This is a genomic window from Streptomyces yatensis (genome assembly GCF_018069625.1).
GTDB lineage: Bacteria > Actinomycetota > Actinomycetes > Streptomycetales > Streptomycetaceae > Streptomyces > Streptomyces yatensis.
This window is the reverse complement of the sequence record NZ_CP072941.1, coordinates 8,916,211-8,939,754: the sequence shown is the minus strand read 5'-3', so window position 1 is coordinate 8,939,754 and position 23,544 is coordinate 8,916,211. Positions and strand designations below refer to the sequence as shown.

Sequence of the window (23,544 nt, the reverse complement as noted above, 5' to 3'; positions counted from 1 at the left end):
TCAGCCCGCGTAGAGCTGCTCGATCTGCGCGGCACAGACCTTGTAGACCGCGTCGCGCCGCAGTTTGAGCGAGGGCGTCAACAACCCGTCCTCCACGGTGAATTCCTTCGGGAGAATACGGAAGGCCCTGATCGACTCCGCCCTGGACACCGAGAGGTTCGCCGTGGAGACCGCCTGCTGGATCTCCGCGTGCAGCGCCTTGTTCGCCGACGCGTGCTCCCGGCCGACGGGAAGCCGCGCGCCGACCACCTGGTGCCACCGCGCCAGCATCTCGGCGTCCAGGGTGATCAGCGCCCCCACGAACGGGCGGTTGTCGCCGACCAGGACGCACTGCGAGATCAGCGGATGCGCCCGCAGCCGCTCTTCCAGCGGCAGCGGGGAGACGCTCTTGCCGCCGCTGGTGATGATGATGTCCTTCTTGCGGCCGGTGATGGTGAGATAGCCCTCGCCGTCGAGGAATCCGACGTCTCCGGTGTGCAGCCAGCCGTCGCGCAGCGCGGCCCCGGTGGCCTTGGGATCGTCCAGATAGCCCTCGAAGACGGTGCCGCCGCGCACCCACACCTCGCCGTCCGGCGCGATGCGCACCGTCGTGCCCGGCATCGGGCGGCCCACCGTGCCGTGCCGGGGACGGCCGGGCGGCTGGGCGGTGATCGCCGCCGTGGTCTCGGTGAGGCCGTAGCCGTTGTAGACGGTGATCCCGGCGCCGGCGAACGTCAGCCCCAGCTCCCGGCTGAACGGTGAGCCACCGGTGACCGCGTAGCGCACCCGGCCGCCCAGGACGGCTCTCAGACGCCGGTAGACCATCCGGTCGAAGACGGCGTGCAGGGCCCTGCGCCCCGGGCCCGGGCCCTTTCCGCCGCCCTGTGCCTGCCGCTCGACGGCCGCGGCGTAGCGCATCGCCGTGGCCATGGCCCGCTGGAAGACCACTCCCCTGCCCGCGTCCTGGGCGGCGGTCCGCGCGGCCGCGATGATCTTCTCGAAGATGTAGGGCACCGCGAAGACACAGGTCGGGCGGAAGCTCTGGAAGGACGGCAGCAGGGCGGACGGGGTGAGCTCGGGTTCGTGCCCCATGAGGATGCCGCCGCGCACACAGAGCACTTGGACCATCAGCCCGTAAATGTGCGCCAGCGGGAGGAAGGCGAGGATGGCGGGCTGCACCCCGGGCTCGGCGAACAGCCCGCTCCAGCCGGCGGACAGGGTGTCGCATTCGGCGGCGAGATTGGCATGGGTGATCATGCACCCCAGGGGCTGTCCGGTGGTGCCCGAGGTGTAGCAGATGACCGCGGTGCAGCGGGGTTCCACGAGCCAGCGGCGCTCGGTGACCAGTTCCTCGTGGACGTCGGCGCCCCGCCGCCACAGCTCCGCCACGCACCCCTGGTCCATCTGCCAGATGGAGCGCAGCCAGGGCAGGTCGTCGCAGACGGCGCCGACCGTCATGGCGTGGTCCTCGCCCTCGACCACCACGGCCACGGCCCGCGTCTGGGCCAGGATGCAGCGCACCTGCTCCGCCGAGGAGGTGGGGTAGACGGTCACCACCTGGGCCCCGACCGACCACAGGGCATAGCTGAACAGCGTCCACTCGTACCGCGTCCGCGCCATCAGGGCCACCCGGTCCCCGAACCGCACGCCCTCGGCCAGCAGGCCCTTCGCCAGCGCCAGCACCTCGTCCCGGAAGGTCCCGGCGGTCACCGGAGTCCACCGGCCGTGGTCGGTGGCGTCGCGCCGGGCGAGCTGGGCCCGGTCCGGTTCGCGGGCCGCGCGTTCGTAGACCGAGTCCGCGAGCCCGCCCGCGCCCAGAGGTTCCACCATGTGAGGGAGACTGAATTCGCGCACGACACCCCCTGTTTTCGGCCGACTTGCCGCCCCGCACAACGGGGAAGTGGGAGGGAAAACTACCCTCCGGGGCCGGGGCTGCATAGAGCGATGGACGATTCTGTTCCCGCCCGCGGAGACCTGCCGCGACCTGCCGCTGTTACCGTGAGTCATCCTCACGTTTCACCACGGTACATGACCAACTCGTGAACCTCTGGTGAACGTACGGAAAAACGGGCCTCTCGGTCGTGCCCGGCGAGGCAGGGATCCCTCAGGGCATTCCGCGTGCTGATTCTGGCCGATAACGCACTCACCGCCGCGGGGCCGGGCGCCGCGGTGTGCTCCTCCGAGGGGCGACATGCCAGGGGCGGGCGGGTCCGGTCGGACCCGCCCGCCCCCGATCGGCGGTACCGGTTCAGGTGAGGTCGAACTCGCCCTCACGCGCGCCCAGGACGAAGGCGCGCCACTCGGCCGGGGTGAAGATCAGTGCCGGGCCCTCGGGACGACGGCCGTGGCGCATCGCGATGAACCCCTCGACGAAGGCGATCTCCACATCGCCCACACCCTGGCTACTCGACTGCCACTGGGCGCCCGAGAGGTCGAGATCGGGCTTCTCTGCGCTTCCTGTCAGTGGCTGTGCGGTGGTGGTGGTGTCGGCCACGTCAGCTCATCCTCCCGGATCGTCGTCCGCGCCCCACCCTAGCGATCGTGACGGGTGCCGCACAGGCCACGAAAGAAGGACTGAGGAGGAGACTCAATTGGCGGGCGGCGTGTCCGCGACCACCCACATCGAGAAGAACTGCGAGCCCCCGCCATAGGCGTGGCCGAGCGCCTTACGGGCGCCGTCGACCTGGTGTTCGCCCGCCCGTCCGCGCACCTGGAGCGCGGCCTCGGCGAACCGCAGCATCCCCGACGCGCCGATGGGGTTGGTGGACAGCACCCCGCCGGAGGGGTTGACCGGAAGCTCGCCGTCGATCTCGGTCACCCCCGACTCGGTGAGCTTCCAGCCCTCGCCCTCGTCCGCGAAGCCCAGGTTCTCCAGCCACATGGGCTCGTACCAGCTGAAGGGCACGTACATCTCCACCGCGTCGATCTCCCGGCGCGGATCGGTGATCCCGGCCTGGCGGTAGACATCGGCCGCGCAGTCCCGGCCGGCCCTCGGCGAGACGCAGTCCTTCCCCGCGAAGAGCGTCGGCTCGCTGCGCATGGCGCCGCCGTGCATCCAGGCGGGCGGATACGGGGCACGTTCCGCCCCGGCCCGGTCGGTGAGCACCATGGCGCAGGCGCCGTCCGAGGAGGGGCAGGTCTCCGAGTAGCGGATGGGGTCCCACAGCATCGGGGACGACCGCACCTTCTCCAGCGTCAGATCGTGCTCGTGCAGATGGGCGTAGGGGTTGCGCAGGGCGTTGCGGCGGTCCTTGTAGGCCACGAGGGCGCCGATACCGGAGGGCGCGCCGGTGCGCCGCATGTACGCCCGTACGTGCGGGGCGAAGAAGCCGCCCGCCCCGGCCAGCAGCGGCTGCTGGAAGGGGATGGGCAGGGACAGCCCCCACATGGCGTTCGACTCCGACTGCTTCTCGAAGGCGAGGGTGAGCACGGTCCGGTGGACACGGGAGGCGACCAGGCCCGAGGCCACCAGCGCGGTGGAGCCGCCGACGGAACCGGCGGTGTGCACGCGCAGCATCGGCTTGCCGACCGCGCCGAGCGCGTCGGCGAGGTACAGCTCGGGCATCATGACGCCCTCGAAGAAGTCGGGCGCCTTGCCGATGACGACGGCGTCGATGTCCGCCCAGGTCAACTGGGCGTCGTCCAGGGCCCGTACGGCGGCCTCCCGGACCAGCCCGGCGATGGAGACATCCCGGCGTGCGGCGGTGTGCTTGGTCTGGCCGATCCCGACGACGGCCACCGGCTCCTTGGTCACAGGACATCCCCTTCCAGGACCGCCACCAGGTTCTGCTGCAGACACGGGCCCGAGGTGGCATGGGCGAGGGCCCGGTCGGCGGCGCCGCGGTGGATGGCGGCGGCGGCCTCGCCGAGGCGGATCAGCCCGGCGGCCATCATGGGGTTGGCGGCCAGCGCCCCGCCGGACGGATTGACGCGTACGCCCTCCCCCAGCCCCAGCTCCCGGCGGAGGATCAGCTCCTGCGAGGTGAACGGCGCATGCAGCTCGGCCAGGTCGGCGGGGGCCTCGAAGGCGCCCGCGCGCTCGGCGGCGAGCCGGGTGGACGGGGAGCGGGTGAGGTCCCGTACGCCGAGGCTGTGCGCCTCCGTCCGGTGGTCCATGCCGCGGATCCAGGCCGGGCGGTGGCAGAGCCTGCGCGCGGTGTCCCCGGCGGCGAGCACGACGGCGGCCGCGCCGTCACCGACCGGCGGGCAGTCGTGGCGGCGCAGCGGCCGCACCAGATAGGGGTCGCCCAGCAGGGCCTCGGGCGGCGGTGAACCGGTCACCTGAGCGTGCGGATTGTCCTCGGCCGCGGTCCGGCTGCGCGCGGCGACCGCGGCCAGTGCCCGCTCGTCGGCGACGGTGTCTTCGGCGTCTTCCGCGTCGAGCAGCGCCTGGGCCTGGAGGGCGGCGAGGGAGACCGAGTCCGGCCACAGGGGCGCCACGTAGTACGGATCGAGCTGGCGGGTCAGGACCTCCCGCAGATCGCCGGGCGAGGACTTGCCGTAGGAGTAGACGAGCGCGGTCTCCGCCTCGCCCGTCAGCAGCCTCGTCCACGCCTCGTACAGCGCCCAGGCGCCGTCCATCTCCACATGGGACTCGGAGATCGGCGGCCAGGCGCCGACGCCGTCGAGGGCCATGGTGAAGGAGAAGGCCCGGCCCGCCAGATAGTCGGAGGAGCCGGAGCAGGTGAAGTCGATCTCGCCCGCCCGGAGTCCGACGGCGTCGAGCACCTCATGGAGGACGGGCATCAGCATCTCGACCTCGGAGACCTCCGCGCTGTCGCGCCGGTGGTCGCTCTGGCCGAAGGCGACGATGGCAACCTCTCGCATCTACAACAGCTCCTTGTAGGTGTCGTAGTCGGCGTCGGGTTCGCCGGTGGGGCGGTAGTGGTCGGGGTAGCGGCTGTCCTCGCTCCATACGGGCTCCACGCGCAGCCCCATGCGCACCTGTTCGTAGGGGATGCCGCCGACGCGCCCGTGGAGGGCCAGACCGGCGCCGTCCAGGGCGATATGGGCGTAGACGTACGGCACTTCGATATCGAGGTTGCGGGCCTTGATGTTCACGATGCAGAAGGTGGTGACCGTGCCGCGCGGGCCGACCTCCACCTGCTCGTCGGTGGCGACCCCGCAGGTGGGGCAGGCGCCCCGGGGCGGGACGTACACCTTGCGGCAGGACGGGCAGCGCTCCCCGCGGATGGTGTGGTCGGCGAGGGCCTTCAGATAGCGCGACTGGGCGCGGCCGGGTGCGTAGGTGTAGTCGAGGCGGGCGGGGGCCACGATGCCGGTGACGGGGTCGGTGAACTCCCCGCTGTGCGGCACGGCTTCGCCGCCCTCGGCGCCGTCGTACGGCTCGAAGCAGGCGATGTCGGTGATGGCGCCCACCCGCTCCCCCGCCCAGCGGATCCGCACCCGCATACCGGTGCGCACCGCGTCGGGGCCGGGCGCGTCGAGGACGTGGAGGAGAGCGGTGTCCGCGCCGTCCAGCCGCACCAGCACCCAGGCGAAGGGGGTGTCCAGGGGCTGGCCGCGGCGCGGCGCGGGGTTCCAGGCCCACGTGGTGACGGTGCCGGTGGGAGCGACCTCGACGAGGTCGGACAGCTCGTCGGCGGTGACCGGGTCGTATTCGACGGGCGGCATCAGCACCCGGCCGTCGGTGGTGCGCACGCCGAGCACGGTGCGTGTCCGCAGTCCGGTGAGGAAGGCGCTCTGCACCGGGCCGAGGGAGCGGGTGAAGGGGAACTCGACGATTAGAGGCGCCTGGAGCACCTCGGGTGAGGGAGCCGGGGTCATGGGGGTGTGTCTCCTTCCGCGCGGCCGGCGTGGGGCGGCGGCCTGAGGTGTTGGGGGATCACGCCCGGCGGTAGACCGGCGGCCGTTTCTCCGCGAAGGCTTTCGAACCCTCCTTGGCGTCGGCGGTGTCGAAGACCGGCCAGCCGCGTTCGAGTTCGGACTTCAGGCCGTCGGATTCGGTCATCTCGGCGGTCTCGTAGACCGACGCCTTGACCGCCTCGACGGCGAGCGGACCGTTGGCATTGATCAGCTCGGCGATCTCCAGGGCCTTCTCCAGCGCCGTGCCGTCCGGGACGACATGGCCGATCAGCCCGATCCGCGCCGCCTCCTCGGCCGGGTAGGGGCGCCCGGTCAGCAGCATCTCCAGGGCGTGGGTGCGGGGCAGCTGGCGGGCCAGCCGTACGGTGGAGCCGCCGATTGGGAACAGCCCGCGCCGGACCTCGAAGAGCCCGAAGGTGGCGCCGCGGCCGGCGACCCGGATGTCGGTGCCCTGCAGGATCTCGGTGCCGCCCGCGACACAGGGGCCCTCGACGGCGGCGATCACCGGCTTGCGCGGCCGATGGTGGCGGAGCATCGCCTTCCAGTGCAGATCGGGGTCGGCCGCGAGGCGGTCGCGGACGTGCTCCCCATCCATCCGGCCGCCGGCCGCGAGCGCCTTGAGGTCCATTCCCGCGCAGAAGGCCCCACCGGCGCCGGTGAGCACCACGGAGCGCACGGCGTCGTCCTCGTCGGCCTCGGTCCAGCCGTCGTACAGCCCGACCAGCATCGGCAGCGAGAGCGCGTTCCTGGCCTCGGGCCGGTTCAAGGTGAGCACCAGGGTCGCGCCGACGCGCTCGACGATGAGGTGTTCGGTCCCGCTTGTCACGACGTCCTCCCGTCTCGAGACCTAGAACAGGTTGCAGCAGGGGAAGGCCGACTTCAAGAGAAATCTGATGCTCAGTCAGATTTCTTCGACCGGGGGCCTTCCCACCTCATCCCGGCGCGGCTCTAATGAGCGCCGAGCCGCCGGATCGAGGGGTCAGGAGGAGTCATGGAGTACAACCTTGCCGACCTGTTCGAGTCGATCGTCGACACGGTGCCGGACAGAGAGGCGCTGGTGTATCTGGACCACCCCGGCACCGGAGCCGAGCGGCGGCTCACCTACGCCCAGCTGGACGCGGCCGCCAACCGGCTCGCCCACCATCTGCGGGACAGCGGTATCGCCCCGGGCGAGCATGTCGGGCTGCATCTGTGCAATGGCGTCGAGTACCTCCAGACCGCTCTGGCCTGCGTGAAGATCCGGGCGGTGCCGGTGAACGTCAACTACCGCTACGTCGAGGACGAGTTGGTCTATCTCTACCGCGACGCGGACCTGGCCGCGCTGGTCTACGACGCCGAGTTCGGCGAGCGGGTGGCCGCCGCGCTGCCGCACACCGACAGCCTGCGCCATCTGGTGCGGGTCGGCACCGGGGGCGGCAACGGAGACGGCCCGGGAGACGGCTCCCGTACGTCCGTGGCGTTCACCGACGCCGAGGCGTCCGGGTCACCCGAACGCGGCTTCCCGGGGCGGTCCCCCGACGACCGCTTCATCATCTACACCGGCGGCACCACCGGTATGCCCAAGGGCGTGATGTGGCGGCAGGAGGACCTCTTCTTCTCCGGACTGGGCGGCGGCGCTCCGACCGGCCGGCCCGTCGGGCGCCCGGAGGAGCTGGCCGAGCGGGTGGCCGCGGGCGGCGAGGGGCTGGTCTTCTTCCCCACTCCGCCGCTGATGCACGGCACCTCCACCCTCACGGCCTTCATCGCGTTCAACTTCGGTCAGAAGGTGGTGCTGCACCGGAAGTTCGTGCCTCAGGATGTCCTGAGGACGGTCGAGAAGGAGAAGGTCACCACCGTCTCACTGGTCGGCGACGCGATGCTGCGGCCCCTGGTGGACGCCCTGACCGGCCCCCTCAAGGGCACCGACCTCTCCTCGCTGCTCAGCGTCAGCAGCTCGGGCGCGATCCTGTCGGAGACCGTACGCGCCCAGTTCGCCGAACTCGCCCCGCACACCCTGCTGCTGAACAACTTCGGCTCCTCGGAGTCCGGGTTCAACGGCACGGCCACCGACGACTCCGGCCCCGAGAAGGGCTTCCGGCTGCACGTCAACGCCCGTACGACGGTGGTGGACCCGGCGACCCTCGCCCCGGTGGCACCCGGCGAGCCCGGCCGGATCGCCCAGCGCGGCCATGTGCCGCTCGGCTACTACAACGACGCGAAGAAGACCGCCGAGACGTTCTTCGAGGCGGACGGGGAGCGCTGGGTGCTGCTCGGCGACATGGCGACCGTCGACGAACAGGGCGTGATCACCGTCCTCGGGCGCGGTTCGCAGTGCATCAACACCGGGGGCGAGAAGGTCTATCCCGAAGAGGTCGAACAGGCCCTCAAGGCCCATCCGGACGTGTACGACGCGCTGGTGGCGGGCGTCCCCGACCCCCGCTGGGGCCATCGCGTCGCGGCCGTCGTCCAGCCCCGGACACAAGCCTCCGGGCTCACCGCCGACGCGGTCCGCGACCACTGCCGGGAGCGGCTCGCGGGCTACAAGATCCCGCGTACGGTCGTCTTCACCGACCGCATCCAGCGCTCCCCCAGCGGCAAGGCGGACTACCGCTGGGCGCGGGCGGTCGCACAGGAGGCGGACCCGGACAGCCCGGACGGGGACTGAACCGCCCAGCACGGCGGCCAGGGCCTGTCCGGCGGATGGTGACGCCTGCGGCGGGCCGCTCCCCACCACGCGTCGGGTCACGGATGGAACCGCCACCGGCCTTCGGACAGGACATCCACCTCGCCGTCCCTGACGCGAACGGCCGTCTCGTCGTCGATGAAGTAGATCGGGAAGTCCGCCCGCGCAACGATGCGATCAGCCCAGGCGTCGTCCCGCTCGGGGAAGTCCGGCGAGTACAGGTGGGGCTTGAGATACCAGTCGAAGAGGCCGAACGGCGGCTCCACGGTCGTCGCGCCGAGCACGTGGAGGTCCGCGGCGTCCCCGATGACGTCGGCGGAGTGTCCGGTGAGATTCCGGCTGAAGATCATTGACCCGGCGCTCACCCCCACGTAGACCCGGCTCTCCAGCGCCTCCAGGAAGCCGTCGGCCAGGCCGTTGCCGGTGATGCTGCGCGCGAGGTGGTAGTGGCTGCCGCCCTCGACGTAGATGACGTCGGCGTGCAACAGCCGGTCGAGCACCATTTGCCGGGGCAGGCCGTTCAGCTCCAGGACGTCGAACTCCCGCCAGCCGAGGCCGTGCAGCAGGTTCATGTCGGCGACGAACCACCCGTGGTCCCCGGGCTCGGCAACGGACGCCGTGGGAACGTACACGACGTTCGCCTCCCCGAACGGCTTTCCCAGCATGTCCCGCAGCGCATCCCGCAGCGTCTCGTTACGCAGGCCACTCGCCGTCAGCAGAAGGTTCATCGGGCGAGCCAAGCACGACTGACGGGCGCGCGCAACGAACCCAGGATCCACCCATACCGCCATGACATGGCCGCATCAGGAACCGGCACTGAGGAGCGGGCCGCCGGTCGGAGGCCGGCGGGGCGGGGGCCCGACCCGCACCGCGGGCTTACGGCGCCGTCCGCTCACACACCGACGGCAGGGACCGCCCCAGCGCCACGCTGTGCAGCGCGTCCAGATGCCGCCCATGGATCACCGCCGCGGCCCCGGCCGTGAGCCGCCCCACGCAGGAGGGGGCCTCGCGCACGGCGGCCGAGTCCGCGATGGCGCGCACGAGTTCGCCGTTGATCCGGTTGATCTCCAGCCGGATCTGCCCGAGGTCGGGGCGTTCGGTGGGAGCCTGTGAGGGGTCGGCGTCCCAGCGGCGGTAGAGGCCGCGCTGGACGACCTTGCTGGCCTCGATCTGGTCGCGGAAGATCCTGGAGGTCGCCACGGGATCGGCGCCCAGCTCCTCGGCCTGCCGCGCCACCGCGTCCAGCACCTCCCGCTCCCGCGCCGGGTCGTCGATCGGGCTGTCCGTGCCCCACTTCGCGGCGGCGACCTCATCGGCCACCAGCACCCGTTGCGCGGACAGATCGACCAGCGGCCGCAGGGCGCCGTGGACACGGGCCGGACCCGCCGGAGCGGCGAAGGCGGCGGTGGCCCCCGTGGCCAGCACGGCGGTGGTCAGCGCGGCGATCAGCGCATGACGCGGGGACAGATGCGGTCGCATGGGCGGGGGTTCCTCTCTCGCGGGGCGGGCGGCCCGAGGCGTCGCCCCAGCAGCCCCGGGGGGCGCCCGACGGGTTCTGGAACGATAGGACGCCACACCCTCGGCACGCCACGGGGCCGGTCCCGCGGGAAAGCGGAACCGGCCCCGTGGCGCGTTGGCCGGATCGGGCGGCGCCGGCGCTCATCGGCACTGCTCGCCTTACTGGTTGCCACTGGCGCTCAGCAGGCCGCCCCACACCCTCACTACTGCGACTCCGCACCCTCCCAGTAGGGCGCGCGCAGCCGCCGCTTGTAGAGCTTGCCGTTGGGGTCGCGCGGCATCTCGGCGATGAACTCCACCGACTTGGGGCATTTGTAACCCGCCAGCCGGGTGGTGCAGTGGGCGAGGATCCCGGCGGCCAGCTCGGGCCCCGGCGCATGCCCCTCGGCGGGTTCCACGACCGCGATGACCTGCTCGCCCCAGTCCTCGTGGGGGATCCCGAAGGCGGCGGCGTCGGCGACGGCCGGGTGGGTGAGCAGCGCTGCCTCGATCTCGGCGGGGTAGATGTTGACCCCGCCCGAGATGATCAGGTCGATCTTGCGGTCGCGGAGGTAGAGATAGCCGTCGTCGTCCAGGAGGCCGAGGTCCCCGACGGTGAAGAAGTCGCCGATGCGGTTCTTCTCGGTCTTGCTCTTGTCCTTGTGGTAGGCGAAGCCCCCGGTGCTCATCTTCATGTAGACGGTGCCGAGTTCACCGGCCGGGAGCCGGGTGCCCTCGTCGTCGAAGATGGCGAGCTCGCTGATGGGCCAGGGGCGGCCGACGGTCCCCGGCTTCTTCAGCCAGTCCTCGGCGGTGGCGAACGCGCCGCCGCCCTCGCTGGCCGCGTAGTACTCCTCGACACAGCCGCCCCACCACTCGATCATCGCGCGTTTCACATGGTCGGGGCAGGGTGCGGCGCCGTGGATGGCGTGGCGCATCGAGGAGACGTCGTAGGACCGCTTGATCTCGTCGGGCAGGGCGAGCAGCCGGTGGAACTGGGTGGGCACCATATGGGTGTGCGTACAGCGGTAGGTGTCGATGAGGCGCAGCATCTCCTGGGGCGTCCACTTGTCCATGAGCACCAGGGGATGGCCGATGTGCAGCGACGAGCTCGCGAACTGCAGTACGGCGGTGTGGTAGAGCGGTGAGCACACCAGATGGACGTGGTCGGGCTCCTCGGAGCGCGGGGTGATGCCGAAGAAGCGCAGAAAGCCGCCGAGGTGGCTCTCCTCGGGGAGCTTTCCGGTCAGCGCACGGCGGATGCCGCGCGGACGGCCGGTGGTGCCGGAGGTGTAGTTCATGACCCAGCCCAGCTCGCGGTCGGCGGGCGGCTCCTCCGGCTGCCCCTCGATCAGCTCGGCGTACGGGCGGAAGCCGTCGATGGCACCGACCGCGTAGCGGTGGGTCGCGGGCAGCGCCGCCTCGTCGGCGGCCGCGGCCGCCCGCTCGCCGTAGCGCTCATGGGCGATCAGCACCTTGGCGCCGGAGTCGGAGACGATCCAGGCGATCTCGGGGCCGACCAGATGGTGGTTGACCGGCACCAGATAGAGCCCGGCCTGGGTGGCGGCGAGGGCGGCGACGAAGAACTCCACCCCGTTGGGCAGGACGACCGCCAGGGCGTCGCCGCGTCGCAGCCCGGCGGCGCGCAGCCCGGCGACGAGCCGGTTGCACGCGCTGTGCAGCCGCCCGGCGGTCCACTCCTCACCGTCCGGGGCGATGAGCACGGTGCGGTCGGGCTCGAGCGCGGCCTGGGCCCAGAAGCCGTTGGGTGTAGGGGACATGGCGGTCCGGTCCTCCTTCTGACGGCGGTGTCAGGCGGTGTGGGACGAGATCGGGCGAGGTGGGGCGGGGGCGAGCAGGGTCGGGCGAGGCCGGGCGGGTTGCGGTGCGCCCGGTCAGGCGCGCTCGGCGATGCGGATGACGCGGTCGATGGCCCGCTCGAAGCCCCGGGTCAGGTCGTCGAAGACGGCCTGGACCGGGCGGACCTCGTCCATCCGGCCGACGATCTGGCCGACCGGCGTGCCGAGCAGCGGTTCCACCTCGTGCTTCTGGATGCGGGAGACGGCCTCGGCGACGAGCAGTCCCTGGAGCGGCATGGGCAGTGGGCCCGGGCCGTCCGGGTCCTCCCAGGCGTCGGTCCACTCGGTGCGCAGCTGGCGGGCGGGTTTGCCGGTCAGAGCGCGGGAGCGCACGGTGTCCCCGGAGCCGGCCGCCAGCAGCTTGCGGATGAGGGCCGGCGAATGCAGTTCGGCCTCCTCGGTGGTGAGCCAGAGGGAGCCGATCCACACGCCCTGGGCGCCCAGCGCCAGCCCGGCGGCGATCTGCTCACCGCTGCCGATACCGCCCGCGGCGAGCACGGGCAGCGGGTCCACGGCCCGCACCACCTCGGGGGTGAGCACCATGGAGGCGATCTCGCCGGTGTGGCCGCCCGCCTCGTACCCCTGGGCGACGATGACATCGAGCCCCGCCTCCTTGTGGTGGAGGGCGTGGCGGGCGCTGCCCGCGAGGGCGGCCACGAGGATGCCGTGGTCATGGGCGCGGGCGACGACATCGGCCGGGGGCGAGCCCAGGGCGTTGGCCAGGAGTTTCACGGGGTAGTCGAAGGCGACGTCGAGCTGGCTGCGGGCCACCTCCTCGAGCCAGCCGGTGATCCGCCAGCCGGACGCCTCGCCCTCGGCGAGCTCGGGGACGCCGTGCTTGGCGAGGGTGTCCCGGACGAACGCCCGGTGGCCTTCGGGGATCATCGCCTCGATATCGGCCTCGGTGACCCCCTCCACCTTCTTCGCGGGCATCACCACGTCCACGCCGTAGGGCTTGCCGTCGGCGTGCGCCTCCATCCAGTCGAGGTCGCGGGCCAGCTCCTCGCCCGCGCCGTAGCGGACCGCGCCGAGCACACCGAAGCCGCCGGCCCGGCTGATCGCCGCGGCCACGGCGGGGAACGGCGTGAAGCCGAAGACGGCGTGCTCGACACCCAGCCTTGTGCTCAGCTCCGTCTGCATGGTCGGCAGGATGCCGCAGGGGGGCGGACGAGGGAAGAGTTTTTCTGACGCTACGTCAGATTCGGTGGAAGAAATGCGCCCCCAGGGCCGTCGGGAGGACTCTCCGAGGACTTTCGGGTGTCACTTCCCCAGCACCGCCATGGCCGCGTTGTGCCCGGGGATTCCGCTCACCCCGCCGCCGCGCACCGCCCCCGCGCCGCAGAGCAGCACATTGGCGTGGCGCGTCTCCACGCCCCAGCGGCCGGTGCCCTCCTGGGCGTACGGGAAGGCCAGGTCCCGGTGGAAGATGTTGCCGCCGGGCAGCCGCAGCTCGGCGTCCAGGTCCAGCGGGGTCTTGGCCTCGATGCACGGCCGGCCGTCGGCGTCGTGGGCGAGACAGTCGGTGATCGGCTCGGCGAGATGCGCGTCCAGCTCCGCGAGGGTGGCGCGCAGCAGGGCGGTGCGCGCCGCGTCGTTGTCCTCGGTGAACAGCCGGGCGGGGGTGTGCAGTCCGAACAGGGTCAGGGTCTGATAGCCCTCGCGTGCCAGCTCCGGGCCGAGGATCGACGGGTCGGTCAGCGAATGGCAGTAGATCTCCGACGGCGGCCGGTGCGGCAGCTCCCCCGCGGCCGCCTGGCGGTACGCGTCCTCCAGGGCGCCGTACCCCTCGGCGATGTGGAACGTCCCGGAGAACGCCTCGCGCGGGTCCACCTCGCGGTCGCGCAGCGCGGGCAGTCTGCGCAGCAGCATGTTCACCTTGAGCTGCGCCCCTTCCGCGGGCGGGCCGGGCGGCTCCTCGCCCAGCAGCCGGGCCAGCTCGCGCGGCGCGGCCCCGACGAGCACATGCCGGGCGGCCGCGGTGGACTCCCCCGCCTCGCCCTCGTACCGCACCTCGGCCGAGGTGCCGTCGGTGGCGATCGCGGTGACCTCGCACCCGGTCGCGATCCGCGCGCCCGCCGCGCGGGCGGCGTCGGCCAGGGCATCGGTGAGCGCGCCCATGCCGCCGACGGGGACGTCCCAGTCGCCGGTGCCGCCGCCGACCACGTGGTAGAGGAAGCAGCGGTTCTGACGCAGCGACGGGTCGTGGGCCCGGGCGAAGGTGCCGATGAGCGCGTCGGTGAGGACCACGCCCCGGACCAGGTCGTCGTCGAACGCCGCCTCGACCGCCTCCCCCAGCGGCCGCTCGAACAGCGCCTGCCACGCCGCGTCGTCCCCGATCCGGGCCCGCAGCTCCTCCCGGGTGGGCAGCGGCTCGGTCAGCGTGGGGAAGACGCGCTCGGCGACGCGCTGGGTCATGCCGTAGAAGCGCTGCCAGGACTCGTACTCCCGCTCCGATCCGGTCAGCCGCGCGAACGCGGCGCGCGTCCGGGCGGAGGAGCCGGCGTCCACCAGCAGCCCGGTGTGGCGCCCGCCCCGGACCTCGGGCGTGTACGAGGACACCGCGCGCTTGCGCACCGCGAAGCGCAGTCCGAGGTCGTCGACGATCCGCCGCGGCAACAGGCTGACCAGGTAGGAGTAGCGCGAGAGCCGTGCGTCCACGCCGGGATAGGGCCGTGTCGACACGGCGGCGCCACCGGTGTGGCCGAGGCGCTCGAGCACCAGCACGGTCCGCCCGGCGCGGGCGAGATAGGCGGCGGCGACCAGACCGTTGTGACCGCCGCCGACGATGACGACGTCATACGCATCGCTGTGAGACATGCCCTCTGGTTAGCACGCGCTGATCGCCGGGGCCAGAGCGCCGCAGGTCACCCCTGCCGCACCCGCCGTCCCGGCGCTTGGGCCATGGCCGCCGCCCAGGCCGTCCCGGCCACCTGGGCCCGCTCGGCCGCCTAAGCGCTCCGCGGGAAGTGCCGCGAGGTGCGGTCGTTCATCCGCGGCTGTTTCGTGGCCGGTCGCCCACGTGGCGGAGCCGCACATCGACACAGCCCCGCGCCCCTTCGGGGCGCACCCGAACCGCACCGGACTTCATCGAGGCCGCTCAGGCCCGCTCGGCCCGCTCACCCGGCCCCGCCGCCTGGGCCGTGGCCACCGCCTGGACCCTCTCGGCCGTCTCGGCCACCCAAGCCCGCTCGGCCCGCTTCAGCCGCCCAGGCCCGCTCGGTTGCCTAGGCTGTCTCCGTCGTCTCCGTCGTCTCCGTCGTCTCCGCCGTCTCGGCGCCCCGGCCCAGCCGCTCCAGGCAGTGGGCCTCGTCACCGCGGCTGACGACGGTGTCGGGATGGTCGGGGCCCAGGACGCGGGTGCGGGCGCGGGTCACCCGGCGGTAGCCGTCCAGCGCGTCGGACCAGCGGCCGAGCCAGCCCAGAGCGACGGCCACCTCACGACGGCTGACCAGGGTGTCCGGATGGTCGGGGCCCAGGGCGCGCTCGCGGAGGTCGCAGACCTCCCGCGCCTCGGCCAGCGCCTCCTCCCAGCGGCCCAGCCGGCCGAGGCTGACGCCGAGGCCGTGCCGGGCGCGCAGGGTCTCCGGATCGGCCGGGCCGTGGGCGCGGGTGCGGTCCTCGACGAGGGCGCGGTAGGCCGCGAGGGCCTCCGCGCCCCGGTCCAGCCGCCCCAGGCCGACGCCGATCTCGTAGCGGGCGGCGAGGGTGTCGGGATGGTCGGGGCCGAGGGTGCGGGCGCGGTCGGCGGCCACCTCGCGGAAGATGTCCAGGGCCTCCCGCCAGCGGTCGAGGCGGCCGAGGGCGTACGCCACCTCGTAGCGGGTGACCAGCGTGTCGGGGTGGTCGGGGCCCAGCACCCGGGCGCGGTCGGCGGCCACCCCTTCCGCCATGCGGTACGCCTCCGTCAGGCGCCCCAGACAGCCCAGGTTGAAGGCGAGGTTGTGGCGGCAGCGCAGGGTGTCGGGGTGGTCGGCGCCCATCGTGCGCTCGCGGGCGGCGAGCACCGCCGCATAGAGGTGCTGGGCCTCGGTGAAGCGGCCGAGGCGGCCCAGGGTGAACGCGGTCTCCTGGCGGGCGGCGAGGGTGTCCGCGTGGTCGGGGCCCAGGGCGCGCCGGCGGCCCGCCGCGACCCGCTCGTACTCGCGCAGGGCGTCGCCGGGGCGGCCCAGGATCCCGAGGGCGAAGGCGGCCTCATAGCGGCTGGCGAGGGTGTCGGGATGGTCGGGACCCAGCGCGCGCTCGCGCTCGGCGGCCACCTCTTGGTGGGTTGCCACGGCCTCCTCCCAGCGGCCCAGCCGCCCGAGGTCCAGCGCGGCGCGGTGCCGGTCGGCGAGCCGGGCCCGGACTCCGGACGGAGGCGGCGGCGCGGGCAGCGCGCTGACGCGGCGTCCGGTCCAGGCGCCGGTGAGCCCGGCCGTCGCGTCGGGCGGGGTCGCCGACAGCAGTCCCACGCCGCCGGTGTGCGCCTTGGAGCCGGTGGTCATGTCCCGGGCCCAGGACGGAAGTCGGGGAGCCGGGGGTCCGGCGGCCGGGAGGGCACCGCGCGGCCCGGGGAGCGGCGGAGCCGTCGGCCATCGGGACGGGCGCGCCGGGGCGATCCGCCGGGCGAGCTCGGCGGCGTCGCGTGGCCGCCCCTCCGGGGTCTTGGCCAGCAGGTCGAGGACGGCGCGCTCGAACCGCTCGGGGAGTTCCGGCCGGTGGCCGCGCGGCGGGGCGGGCTGGGTGTGGCGGTGGCCGACGAGGACCGCCCATGCGTCGTCGAGGGCGAACGGCGGCGCCCCCGTGGCCAGTTCGTAGAGCACACAGCCCAGGGAGTACAGATCGCTGCGGTGGTCGACCGGGTCGCCCGCGATCTGCTCGGGCGACATGTAGTGCGGGGTGCCCATGGCGACGCCGGTGCCGGTGAGCCGGGAGGTGAAGCCGACGTCATGGCCGAGGCGGGCGATGCCGAAGTCGCAGAGCTTCACGGTGCCGTCGGTGAGCCGCATGATGTTGGCCGGCTTCAGATCGCGGTGCACCACGCCCTGGTCATGGGTGTAGGCGAGGGCCGCGGCGACCTGCTCCGCGATGTCCAGCACCTCGGGGACCGGCAGCGGGCGGCGCTCGTTGTCCTTCAGCAGCTGACTGAGGTTACGGCCCTCCAGCAGCTCCATGACCAGGTACAGCGCGCCCTCGTACTCACCGAAGTCATGCACCACCGTGACCCCGCGGTGCTGCAGCGCGGCGGCCACCCGCGCCTCCCGGCGGAAGCGCTCGCGCACCACACCGGTGAACGAGGGGTCGTGGCGCGACCCCAGCGGTTTGAGGCATTTGACGGCGACGCGGCGGCCGAGCGATTCGTCGCGCGCCCGCCACACCTCGCCCATTCCCCCGCGCCCGATCCGGTCCAGCAGCCGGTACCGGCCCTGGATCAGCCTGATGTCCGCCATGCTCCCCCTGCCTTGGCGGAAGTCAGCTTCCGCCGCCCCCGTGGAGACCGGCCGCGTGCGGCCGAACCCCCGTCGCATCCCCGCTGTCCAGTATGGCCGCGTTTCTGCGCAGTTTGTAGGGCGAGGGGCGGCTGCCCGGTCCGAGCCGCTCGACCGCGCGCATGATGTGCTTCGGCGGGAGCTGCCAGCGGGCCGTGGGCGGGATGCAGCGCAGCGCCCTGCCCATCGCCCGCAGGCGGCGGGTGACCGCGGCCGGCGGGGGCGCGGGGCGCCCGTACAGTTCGTGGGCGTACGGGGGCAGGGACCCGTAGGCGAGCGCGGCGAAGCGCCCCCAGATCGCCTCACGCGCCGGGACGAGCAGGGCATGGACCGGGGGCCGCCGCAGAAAGGCGTCCACCTCCCGGGACTCGGGGGTGTCGGCGAGTTGGGGGCGCACCTTTGCGAAGTACGCGGCGAGCGCCGCCGTATCGGCCGGTACGTCGGCGGGGTCGAGGCCGACCAGCCGGGCGGACACCACGTTCTCGGCGACATAGGCGTCCGCCTGGGCGTCGGTGAGCGGATAGCCGGAGCGCCGCATCACATGGAGGTACGAGTCGATCTCGGCGCAGTGCACCCACAGCAGCAGCTCGGGCTCGTCGACGCCGTGCCGGACACCGGTGACGGGGTCGGTCAGGGAGAGCCTGCGGTGGATGCCCCGGACCTTGGCGCCCGCCCGCTCGGCGGCCTCGGTGGTGCCGTAGGTGATGGTGGCGACGAACCGCGCGGTGCGCAGCAGCCTTCCCCAGGCGTCCTTGCGGAAGTCGGAGTTCTGGGTGACGCCGCGCACCGCGAGCGGATGCAGGGCCTGGAGGTACAGGGCGCGCACCCCGGCGATCCACATCACCGGGTCGCCGTGCATCTGCCAGGTGACCGACCGGGGGCCGTAGAGCCCCGGGTCGGCGTCCGATCCGCCCTGCCGTATGGCCGATCCGCCCTGCCGTATGGCCGCCGCCATGGCCACCACCTCCCGACGGCCAGCCTAGGCGGCGCCGGGCCCGTGGGCGGGCCCCGAGGGGCTCACTTCTTCAGGGGCTGGGTGAAGCGCAGCATGTTGCCGGAGGGGTCGCGGAACGCGCAGTCGCGGACGCCGTACGGCTGGTCCATCGGCTCCTGCAGCACCTCGCCGCCCGCGGCGCTGACGCGCTCGAAGGTGGCGTCGCAGTCGTCGGTGGCGAAGATGACACCGCGCAACAGGCCCTTGGCCATCAGCTCCGCCATGACCTGTCTGTCGGCGGGCGAGGCGTTGGGGTCGGCCAGCGGCGGCTCCAGGACGATGTTCACGTCCGGCTGTGAGGGCGCCCCGACGGTGACCCAGCGCATTCCCTCGAACCCGACGTCGTTGCGGACCTCGAGGCCGAGGGCATCGCGGTAGAAGGCGAGCGCCTTGTCGTGGTCGTCGACGGCGATGAAGCAACTGGAGAGTGTGATGTCCATGCGCTCACGCTACGGCCGGTCGGCGGGGCTCGCTTCTCCGTTCCTGACCGGTCGCGTGTGGATCTTGGCGATACAGGCCGGGATGGCGGCGCCGTGGTCATGGCTCCGGGCCCGGTAGCTGCTCGGGCTCTCGCCGACCAGCTCGGTGAAGCGCGAGCTGAACGACCCGAGCGAGGTACAGCCGACCGCCATGCAGACCTCGGTCACCGTGAGGTCGCCGCGGCGCAGCAGCGCCTTGGCCCGCTCGATGCGGCGGGTCATCAGATAGCTGTACGGCGTCTCGCCGAAGGCGGCGCGGAAGCTGCGGGAGAAGTGGCCCGGCGACATCAGGGCGCCACGCGCGAGCGCCGGGACGTCGAGCGGCTCGGCGTAGTCGCGGTCCATCCGGTCGCGGGCCCGCCGCAGCCGGACCAGGTCATCGAGCTCCAGCCGTTTCACCGGCTCAGTTTCCCACAGCGCCGGAGGCCGGGAAGGAACTGCCCGGGGCCGGGAAGGAGGTGCGACCGGCCGGGAGAAGCGGCCGGCCGCACCGGTCAGGAATGGAGAAGCCCCCGTCACGCGGGCGCGGCTAGCGTCATCGCCATGGACCTCACCATTCACTGGACCTTCCTCCCGCACGACGACCCGGACGCCTCGCTCGCCTTCTACCGCGACACCCTCGGCTTCGAGGTCCGCAAGGACGTCGGATACGACGGGATGCGCTGGATCACGGTCGGCCCGGCCGGGCAGCCCGGAACCTCCATCGTCCTGGAGCCCCCGGCCCTCGGCCCCGGCATCACCGACGACGAGCGCCGCACGGTCATCGAGATGATGGCCAAGGGCAGCTACGCCCGCGTCACCCTGGCCACCGCCGACCTCGACGGCGTCTTCGCACGGGTGCGGACCAGCGGCGCCGAGGTCGTCCAGGAGCCGACCGAGCAGCCGTACGGCATTCGCGACTGCGCCTTCCGCGATCCCGCGGGCAACATGATCCGCATCAACGAGCTGCGCTGAGCCGTCCGGCCCCGGCAGCCACGAGCCGTGAACCGGACGTATTGTTCGAACCTGGTCAGATCGAGCCAGGCGACCCCGCTGGAGATCGCGAAGGCGGCCCCGCCCGAACAGATGGAGACACGATGAGCATGGCCACGGACACGGACCAGCGGTCACCTGTGCCCCACATCGCCGACAGCCACGATCTGATCCGGGTGCACGGCGCGCGCGAGAACAACCTCAAGGACGTCAGCATCGAGATCCCGAAGCGCCGGCTGACGGTGTTCACCGGCGTCTCCGGCTCGGGCAAGAGCTCGCTGGTGTTCACCACCATCGCCGCGGAGTCGCAGCGGCTGATCAACGAGACCTACAGCACCTTCGTCCAGGGCTTCATGCCGACCCTGGCGCGGCCCGAGGTCGATGTACTCGACGGGCTGACCAGCGCGATCATCGTCGACCAGCAGCGGATGGGATCCGATCCCCGCTCCACCGTCGGCACCGCCACCGACGCCAACGCGATGTTGCGCATCCTCTTCAGCCGGCTCGGCGAGCCGCACATCGGCCCGCCCGGCGCGTACTCCTTCAACGTGGCCTCGGTCTCGGCGAAGGGCGGGTTCACGGTCGACCGCGGTGCCGAGAAGACCAAGACCGAGACGGTGAGCTTCAGCCGCACCGGCGGCATGTGCACGCACTGCGAGGGCCGGGGCTCGGTCTCCGACATCGACCTCACCCAGCTCTACGACGACTCCAAGTCACTGGCCGAGGACCCGTTCACCATCCCCACCTACACCGGTGGCGGCTGGGTCGTGCGGGTCATCGCCGAGTCGGGCTTCTTCGACAAGGACAAGCCGATCCGCGAGTACACCAAGAAGGAGCGGCACGACTTCCTCTACCGCGAGCCCACCAAGGTGAAGATCAATGGCGTCAACCTCACCTACGAGGGGCTGATCCCGAAGATCCAGAAGTCGTTCCTCGCCAAGGACCGCGAGTCGATGCAGCCGCACATCCGGGCGTTCGTGGACCGGGCGGTCACCTTCGCCGAGTGTGCCGAATGCGGCGGCAGCCGGCTCAGCGAGCTGGCCCGCTCCTCCCGGATCGGCAAGGTCAACATCGCCGACGCCTGTGCGATGGAGATCCGCGACCTGGCCGAATGGGTCCGCGGACTGGACGAGCCGTCGGTGGCACCGCTGCTCGCCAAGGTGCGGCACACCCTCGACTCGTTCGTGGAGATCGGCCTCGGCTACCTCTCGCTCGACCGGGCCTCGGGCACGCTCTCCGGCGGCGAGGCGCAGCGCATCAAGATGATCCGCCACCTCGGCTCCTCGCTCACCGATGTCACCTATGTCTTCGACGAGCCCACCATCGGCCTGCACCCGCATGACATCCAGCGGATGAACGACCTGCTGCTGCGGCTGCGGGACAAGGGCAACACGGTGCTGGTGGTGGAGCACAAGCCGGAGACGATCGCCATCGCCGACCATGTCGTGGACCTCGGACCGGGCGCCGGCACGGCGGGCGGCACCATCTGCTTCGAGGGCAGTGTCGAGGGGCTGCGGGCGAGCGAGACCGTCACCGGCCGCCATCTCGACGACCGGGCCGGGCTCAAGGAGACGGTCCGCAAGGCCACCGGCGCCCTGGAGATCCGGGGCGCGACGGCGAACAACCTGCGGAACGTCGACGTCGACATCCCGCTCGGCGTGCTCTGCGTCGTCACCGGCGTCGCCGGCTCCGGCAAGAGCTCACTGCTCCACGGTTCCATCCCGGCCCCGGAGGGTGTGGTCTCGGTGGACCAGACCCCGATCCGCGGCTCGCGCCGGAGCAACCCGGCGACGTACACCGGGCTGCTCGACCCGATCCGCAAGGCGTTCGCGAAGGTCAACGGCGTCAAGCCGGCGATGTTCAGCGCCAACTCCGAGGGCGCCTGCCCCACCTGCAACGGCGCCGGCGTGATCTACACCGACCTGGGGATCATGCAGAGCACCGCCACCACCTGCGAGGAGTGCGAGGGGAAGCGGTTCGACGCGTCGGTGCTGGAGTACCACCTCGGCGGCCGTGACATCAGCGAGGTACTCGCGATGTCGGTGGCCGAGGCCGAGGAGTTCTTCGGCAGCGGTGAGGCGCGCACGCCTGCGGCCCACAAGATCCTCCAGCGGATGTCGGACGTCGGACTCGGCTACCTCACCCTCGGCCAGCCGCTCACCACGCTCTCCGGCGGCGAGCGGCAGCGGCTGAAGCTGGCCGTCCACATGGCCGACAAGGGCGGCGTCTACGTCCTCGACGAGCCGACCACCGGTCTGCACCTCGCCGATGTCGAGCAACTGCTCGGCCTGCTCGACCGGCTCGTCGACTCCGGCAAGTCGGTCATCGTCATCGAGCACCACCAGGCGGTCATGGCACACGCCGACTGGATCATCGACCTCGGCCCCGGTGCCGGTCACGACGGCGGCCGCATCGTCTTCGAGGGCACCCCCGCCGACCTCGTCGCCGAGCGCTCCACCCTCACCGGCGAGCACCTCGCGGAGTACATCGGCGCCTGACCGAGGTGGCCGGCGCGGGCCACGAGAGCCGCCGGAGCCGCGGTGTCGGTGGTATCTCGGGGCTGTCGGTCCGATGCCGGTGGCTTGTCGGCGCAGGGCCGGTGGTTTGTCGGCGGAGGACCGGAGCCTTGCCGGAGAGCCTGCCGGGTGCCCGTCCGGCGGGCATCCGACAGGCGAGGAATCCGCATGACCACTCATGTCACGATCATCGGCGCCGGACTCGGCGGGCTCACGCTCGCCCGCGTCCTGCACGTCCACGGCATTCCGGCCACCGTCTACGAGGCGGAGTCCTCGCCGACGGCGCGTCCGCAGGGCGGGATGCTCGACATCCACGACTACAACGGCCAACTGGCCCTGAGGGCGGCCGGTTTGATGGATGAGTTCCGCGGCATCGTCCTGGAGGGCCGTCAGGCGGTGCGGGGTCTGGACCGGGAGGGAAACGTCCTGCTCGACGAGCCCGACGACGGTACGGGCGGACGCCCCGAGGTGCAGCGCGGCGAGTTGCGGCAGCTGCTGCTCGACTCGCTCCCGGCGGGCACCGTCCGGTGGGGGCACAAGGTCCGCTGCGTGCGTGGCCTCGGCGAGGGTCGCCATGAGGTGACCTTCGCCGACGGCGGCACCGTCGTCACAAGCCTGCTGGTCGGCGCGGATGGCGCGTGGTCACGGGTCCGGCCGGTGGTTTCCGGCGCGAGCCCCGTGTACGCCGGCACATCGTTCGTCGAGACCTATCTGTTCGACGCGGACACGCGGCACCCCGCTGCCGCGAAGGCGGTCGGTGGAGGGTCGATGTTCGCGGGCGATCAGGGCAACCGGCAGATCGGGGCCCAACGGGAGAAGGATGAGACCCTTCACGTCTACGCGATGCTGACCGAACCGCTGGAGTGGTTCGGCGGTATCGACTTCGACGATCCCGCCGCGGCCACCGAACGGATCCTGCGGGCGTTCGACGGCTGGGCACCGGAACTCACCGCCCTGATCACCGAAAGCGACACCGCACCGGTGCTGCGCCCCCTCTACTCGCTGCCGGTCGGCCACCGGTGGGACCGGGTGCCCGGGGTGACCCTGCTCGGCGACGCCGCCCACCTCATCCCCCCGAACGGCGAGGGCGCCAACCTGGCCATGCTGGACGGCGCCGACCTCGGTGAGGCCCTCGCCGCGCACCCGGGCGACACCGAGGCCGCGCTCTCCGCCTACGAGCAGGCGATGTTCCCGCGCAGCGCCGAGCAGCTCCCGACAGCCGAAGACCCTGACCATCCCACCCTCCAGGACGTGATGAACATCTTCGCCCGGGACGAGCAGCCCTCATGAGC

General features: G+C 72.2%; 19 protein-coding genes. 4 read left to right on the top strand and 15 right to left on the bottom strand.

The features are described 5' to 3' along the window. The 6 genes from J8403_RS37520 to J8403_RS37495 form a co-directional block, all read right to left on the bottom strand. Positions 1-1,833, bottom strand: coding sequence for an AMP-dependent synthetase/ligase (locus J8403_RS37520; RefSeq protein ID WP_211127069.1), 1,833 nt, complete (start codon positions 1,831-1,833; stop codon positions 1-3). A gap of 394 nt (positions 1,834-2,227) precedes the next feature. Continuing rightward, positions 2,228-2,473, bottom strand: coding sequence for a DUF397 domain-containing protein (locus J8403_RS37515; RefSeq protein WP_086708648.1), 246 nt, complete (start codon positions 2,471-2,473; stop codon positions 2,228-2,230). Positions 2,474-2,566: 93 nt separating this feature from the next. Beyond that, the gene (locus J8403_RS37510; RefSeq protein ID WP_211127068.1) at positions 2,567-3,733 is read right to left on the bottom strand and encodes a thiolase domain-containing protein; all 1,167 of its coding nucleotides are present in this window, start codon (positions 3,731-3,733) and stop codon (positions 2,567-2,569) included. After that, positions 3,730-4,806 carry a thiolase domain-containing protein gene (locus tag J8403_RS37505; protein WP_211127067.1) on the bottom strand — a complete coding sequence of 359 codons (1,077 nt, stop codon included), beginning with the start codon at positions 4,804-4,806 and terminating at the stop codon, positions 3,730-3,732. Before J8403_RS37505 ends, J8403_RS37510 begins: the two co-directional genes overlap by 4 nt. Then, a complete protein-coding gene (locus J8403_RS37500) occupies positions 4,807-5,766 on the bottom strand; it encodes a Zn-ribbon domain-containing OB-fold protein (RefSeq protein ID WP_211127066.1) in 960 nt (319 codons plus the stop codon). Positions 5,767-5,824: 58 nt separating this feature from the next. Then, positions 5,825-6,631 (bottom strand): crotonase/enoyl-CoA hydratase family protein, encoded by an 807-nt coding sequence (locus J8403_RS37495; RefSeq protein WP_211127065.1) that lies wholly within the window; start codon positions 6,629-6,631, stop codon positions 5,825-5,827. A gap of 165 nt (positions 6,632-6,796) precedes the next feature. Between J8403_RS37495 and J8403_RS37490 the strand changes: the two genes are divergently transcribed. Beyond that, the gene (locus J8403_RS37490) at positions 6,797-8,449 is read left to right on the top strand and encodes an acyl-CoA synthetase (RefSeq protein ID WP_211127064.1); all 1,653 of its coding nucleotides are present in this window, start codon (positions 6,797-6,799) and stop codon (positions 8,447-8,449) included. A gap of 77 nt (positions 8,450-8,526) precedes the next feature. On the opposite strand, the gene J8403_RS37485 is transcribed toward J8403_RS37490, so the two are convergent. The 9 genes from J8403_RS37485 to J8403_RS37445 all read right to left on the bottom strand — a co-directional run bounded on the left by J8403_RS37485 (position 8,527) and on the right by J8403_RS37445 (position 19,154). After that, positions 8,527-9,195: a Type 1 glutamine amidotransferase-like domain-containing protein gene (locus tag J8403_RS37485; RefSeq protein WP_211127063.1), complete on the bottom strand. Its 669-nt coding sequence runs from the start codon at positions 9,193-9,195 to the stop codon at positions 8,527-8,529. Between the two features lie 148 nt (positions 9,196-9,343). Further along, positions 9,344-9,946, bottom strand: coding sequence for a chorismate mutase (locus J8403_RS37480; RefSeq protein ID WP_211127062.1), 603 nt, complete (start codon positions 9,944-9,946; stop codon positions 9,344-9,346). Positions 9,947-10,188: 242 nt separating this feature from the next. After that, positions 10,189-11,745 (bottom strand): acyl-CoA synthetase, encoded by a 1,557-nt coding sequence (locus J8403_RS37475; RefSeq protein ID WP_211127061.1) that lies wholly within the window; start codon positions 11,743-11,745, stop codon positions 10,189-10,191. 114 nt (positions 11,746-11,859) lie between these two features. Beyond that, positions 11,860-12,963: an NAD(P)H-dependent flavin oxidoreductase gene (locus J8403_RS37470; protein WP_211127060.1), complete on the bottom strand. Its 1,104-nt coding sequence runs from the start codon at positions 12,961-12,963 to the stop codon at positions 11,860-11,862. A 120-nt stretch (positions 12,964-13,083) separates the two neighbouring features. After that, the gene (locus J8403_RS37465; protein ID WP_211127059.1) at positions 13,084-14,640 is read right to left on the bottom strand and encodes a phytoene desaturase family protein; all 1,557 of its coding nucleotides are present in this window, start codon (positions 14,638-14,640) and stop codon (positions 13,084-13,086) included. A 407-nt stretch (positions 14,641-15,047) separates the two neighbouring features. Beyond that, positions 15,048-17,252: a serine/threonine-protein kinase gene (locus tag J8403_RS37460; protein ID WP_211127058.1), complete on the bottom strand. Its 2,205-nt coding sequence runs from the start codon at positions 17,250-17,252 to the stop codon at positions 15,048-15,050. A gap of 22 nt (positions 17,253-17,274) precedes the next feature. Further along, the gene (locus J8403_RS37455) at positions 17,275-18,246 is read right to left on the bottom strand and encodes an oxygenase MpaB family protein (protein WP_211127057.1); all 972 of its coding nucleotides are present in this window, start codon (positions 18,244-18,246) and stop codon (positions 17,275-17,277) included. 62 nt (positions 18,247-18,308) lie between these two features. Then, the gene (locus J8403_RS37450; RefSeq protein ID WP_059145481.1) at positions 18,309-18,725 is read right to left on the bottom strand and encodes a VOC family protein; all 417 of its coding nucleotides are present in this window, start codon (positions 18,723-18,725) and stop codon (positions 18,309-18,311) included. A 9-nt stretch (positions 18,726-18,734) separates the two neighbouring features. Beyond that, positions 18,735-19,154 carry a helix-turn-helix transcriptional regulator gene (locus J8403_RS37445; protein WP_246586425.1) on the bottom strand — a complete coding sequence of 140 codons (420 nt, stop codon included), beginning with the start codon at positions 19,152-19,154 and terminating at the stop codon, positions 18,735-18,737. A gap of 153 nt (positions 19,155-19,307) precedes the next feature. Between J8403_RS37445 and J8403_RS37440 the strand changes: the two genes are divergently transcribed. The 3 genes from J8403_RS37440 to J8403_RS37430 all read left to right on the top strand — a co-directional run bounded on the left by J8403_RS37440 (position 19,308) and on the right by J8403_RS37430 (position 23,542). Beyond that, complete coding sequence (locus J8403_RS37440; RefSeq protein WP_211127055.1) at positions 19,308-19,718, top strand: VOC family protein; 411 nt, start codon at positions 19,308-19,310, stop codon at positions 19,716-19,718. Positions 19,719-19,840: 122 nt separating this feature from the next. Further along, positions 19,841-22,234 carry an ATP-binding cassette domain-containing protein gene (locus tag J8403_RS37435; protein ID WP_211127054.1) on the top strand — a complete coding sequence of 798 codons (2,394 nt, stop codon included), beginning with the start codon at positions 19,841-19,843 and terminating at the stop codon, positions 22,232-22,234. Positions 22,235-22,420: 186 nt separating this feature from the next. Next, positions 22,421-23,542 carry an FAD-dependent oxidoreductase gene (locus J8403_RS37430; RefSeq protein ID WP_211127053.1) on the top strand — a complete coding sequence of 374 codons (1,122 nt, stop codon included), beginning with the start codon at positions 22,421-22,423 and terminating at the stop codon, positions 23,540-23,542. The last annotated feature ends 2 nt before the right edge of the window (positions 23,543-23,544 follow it).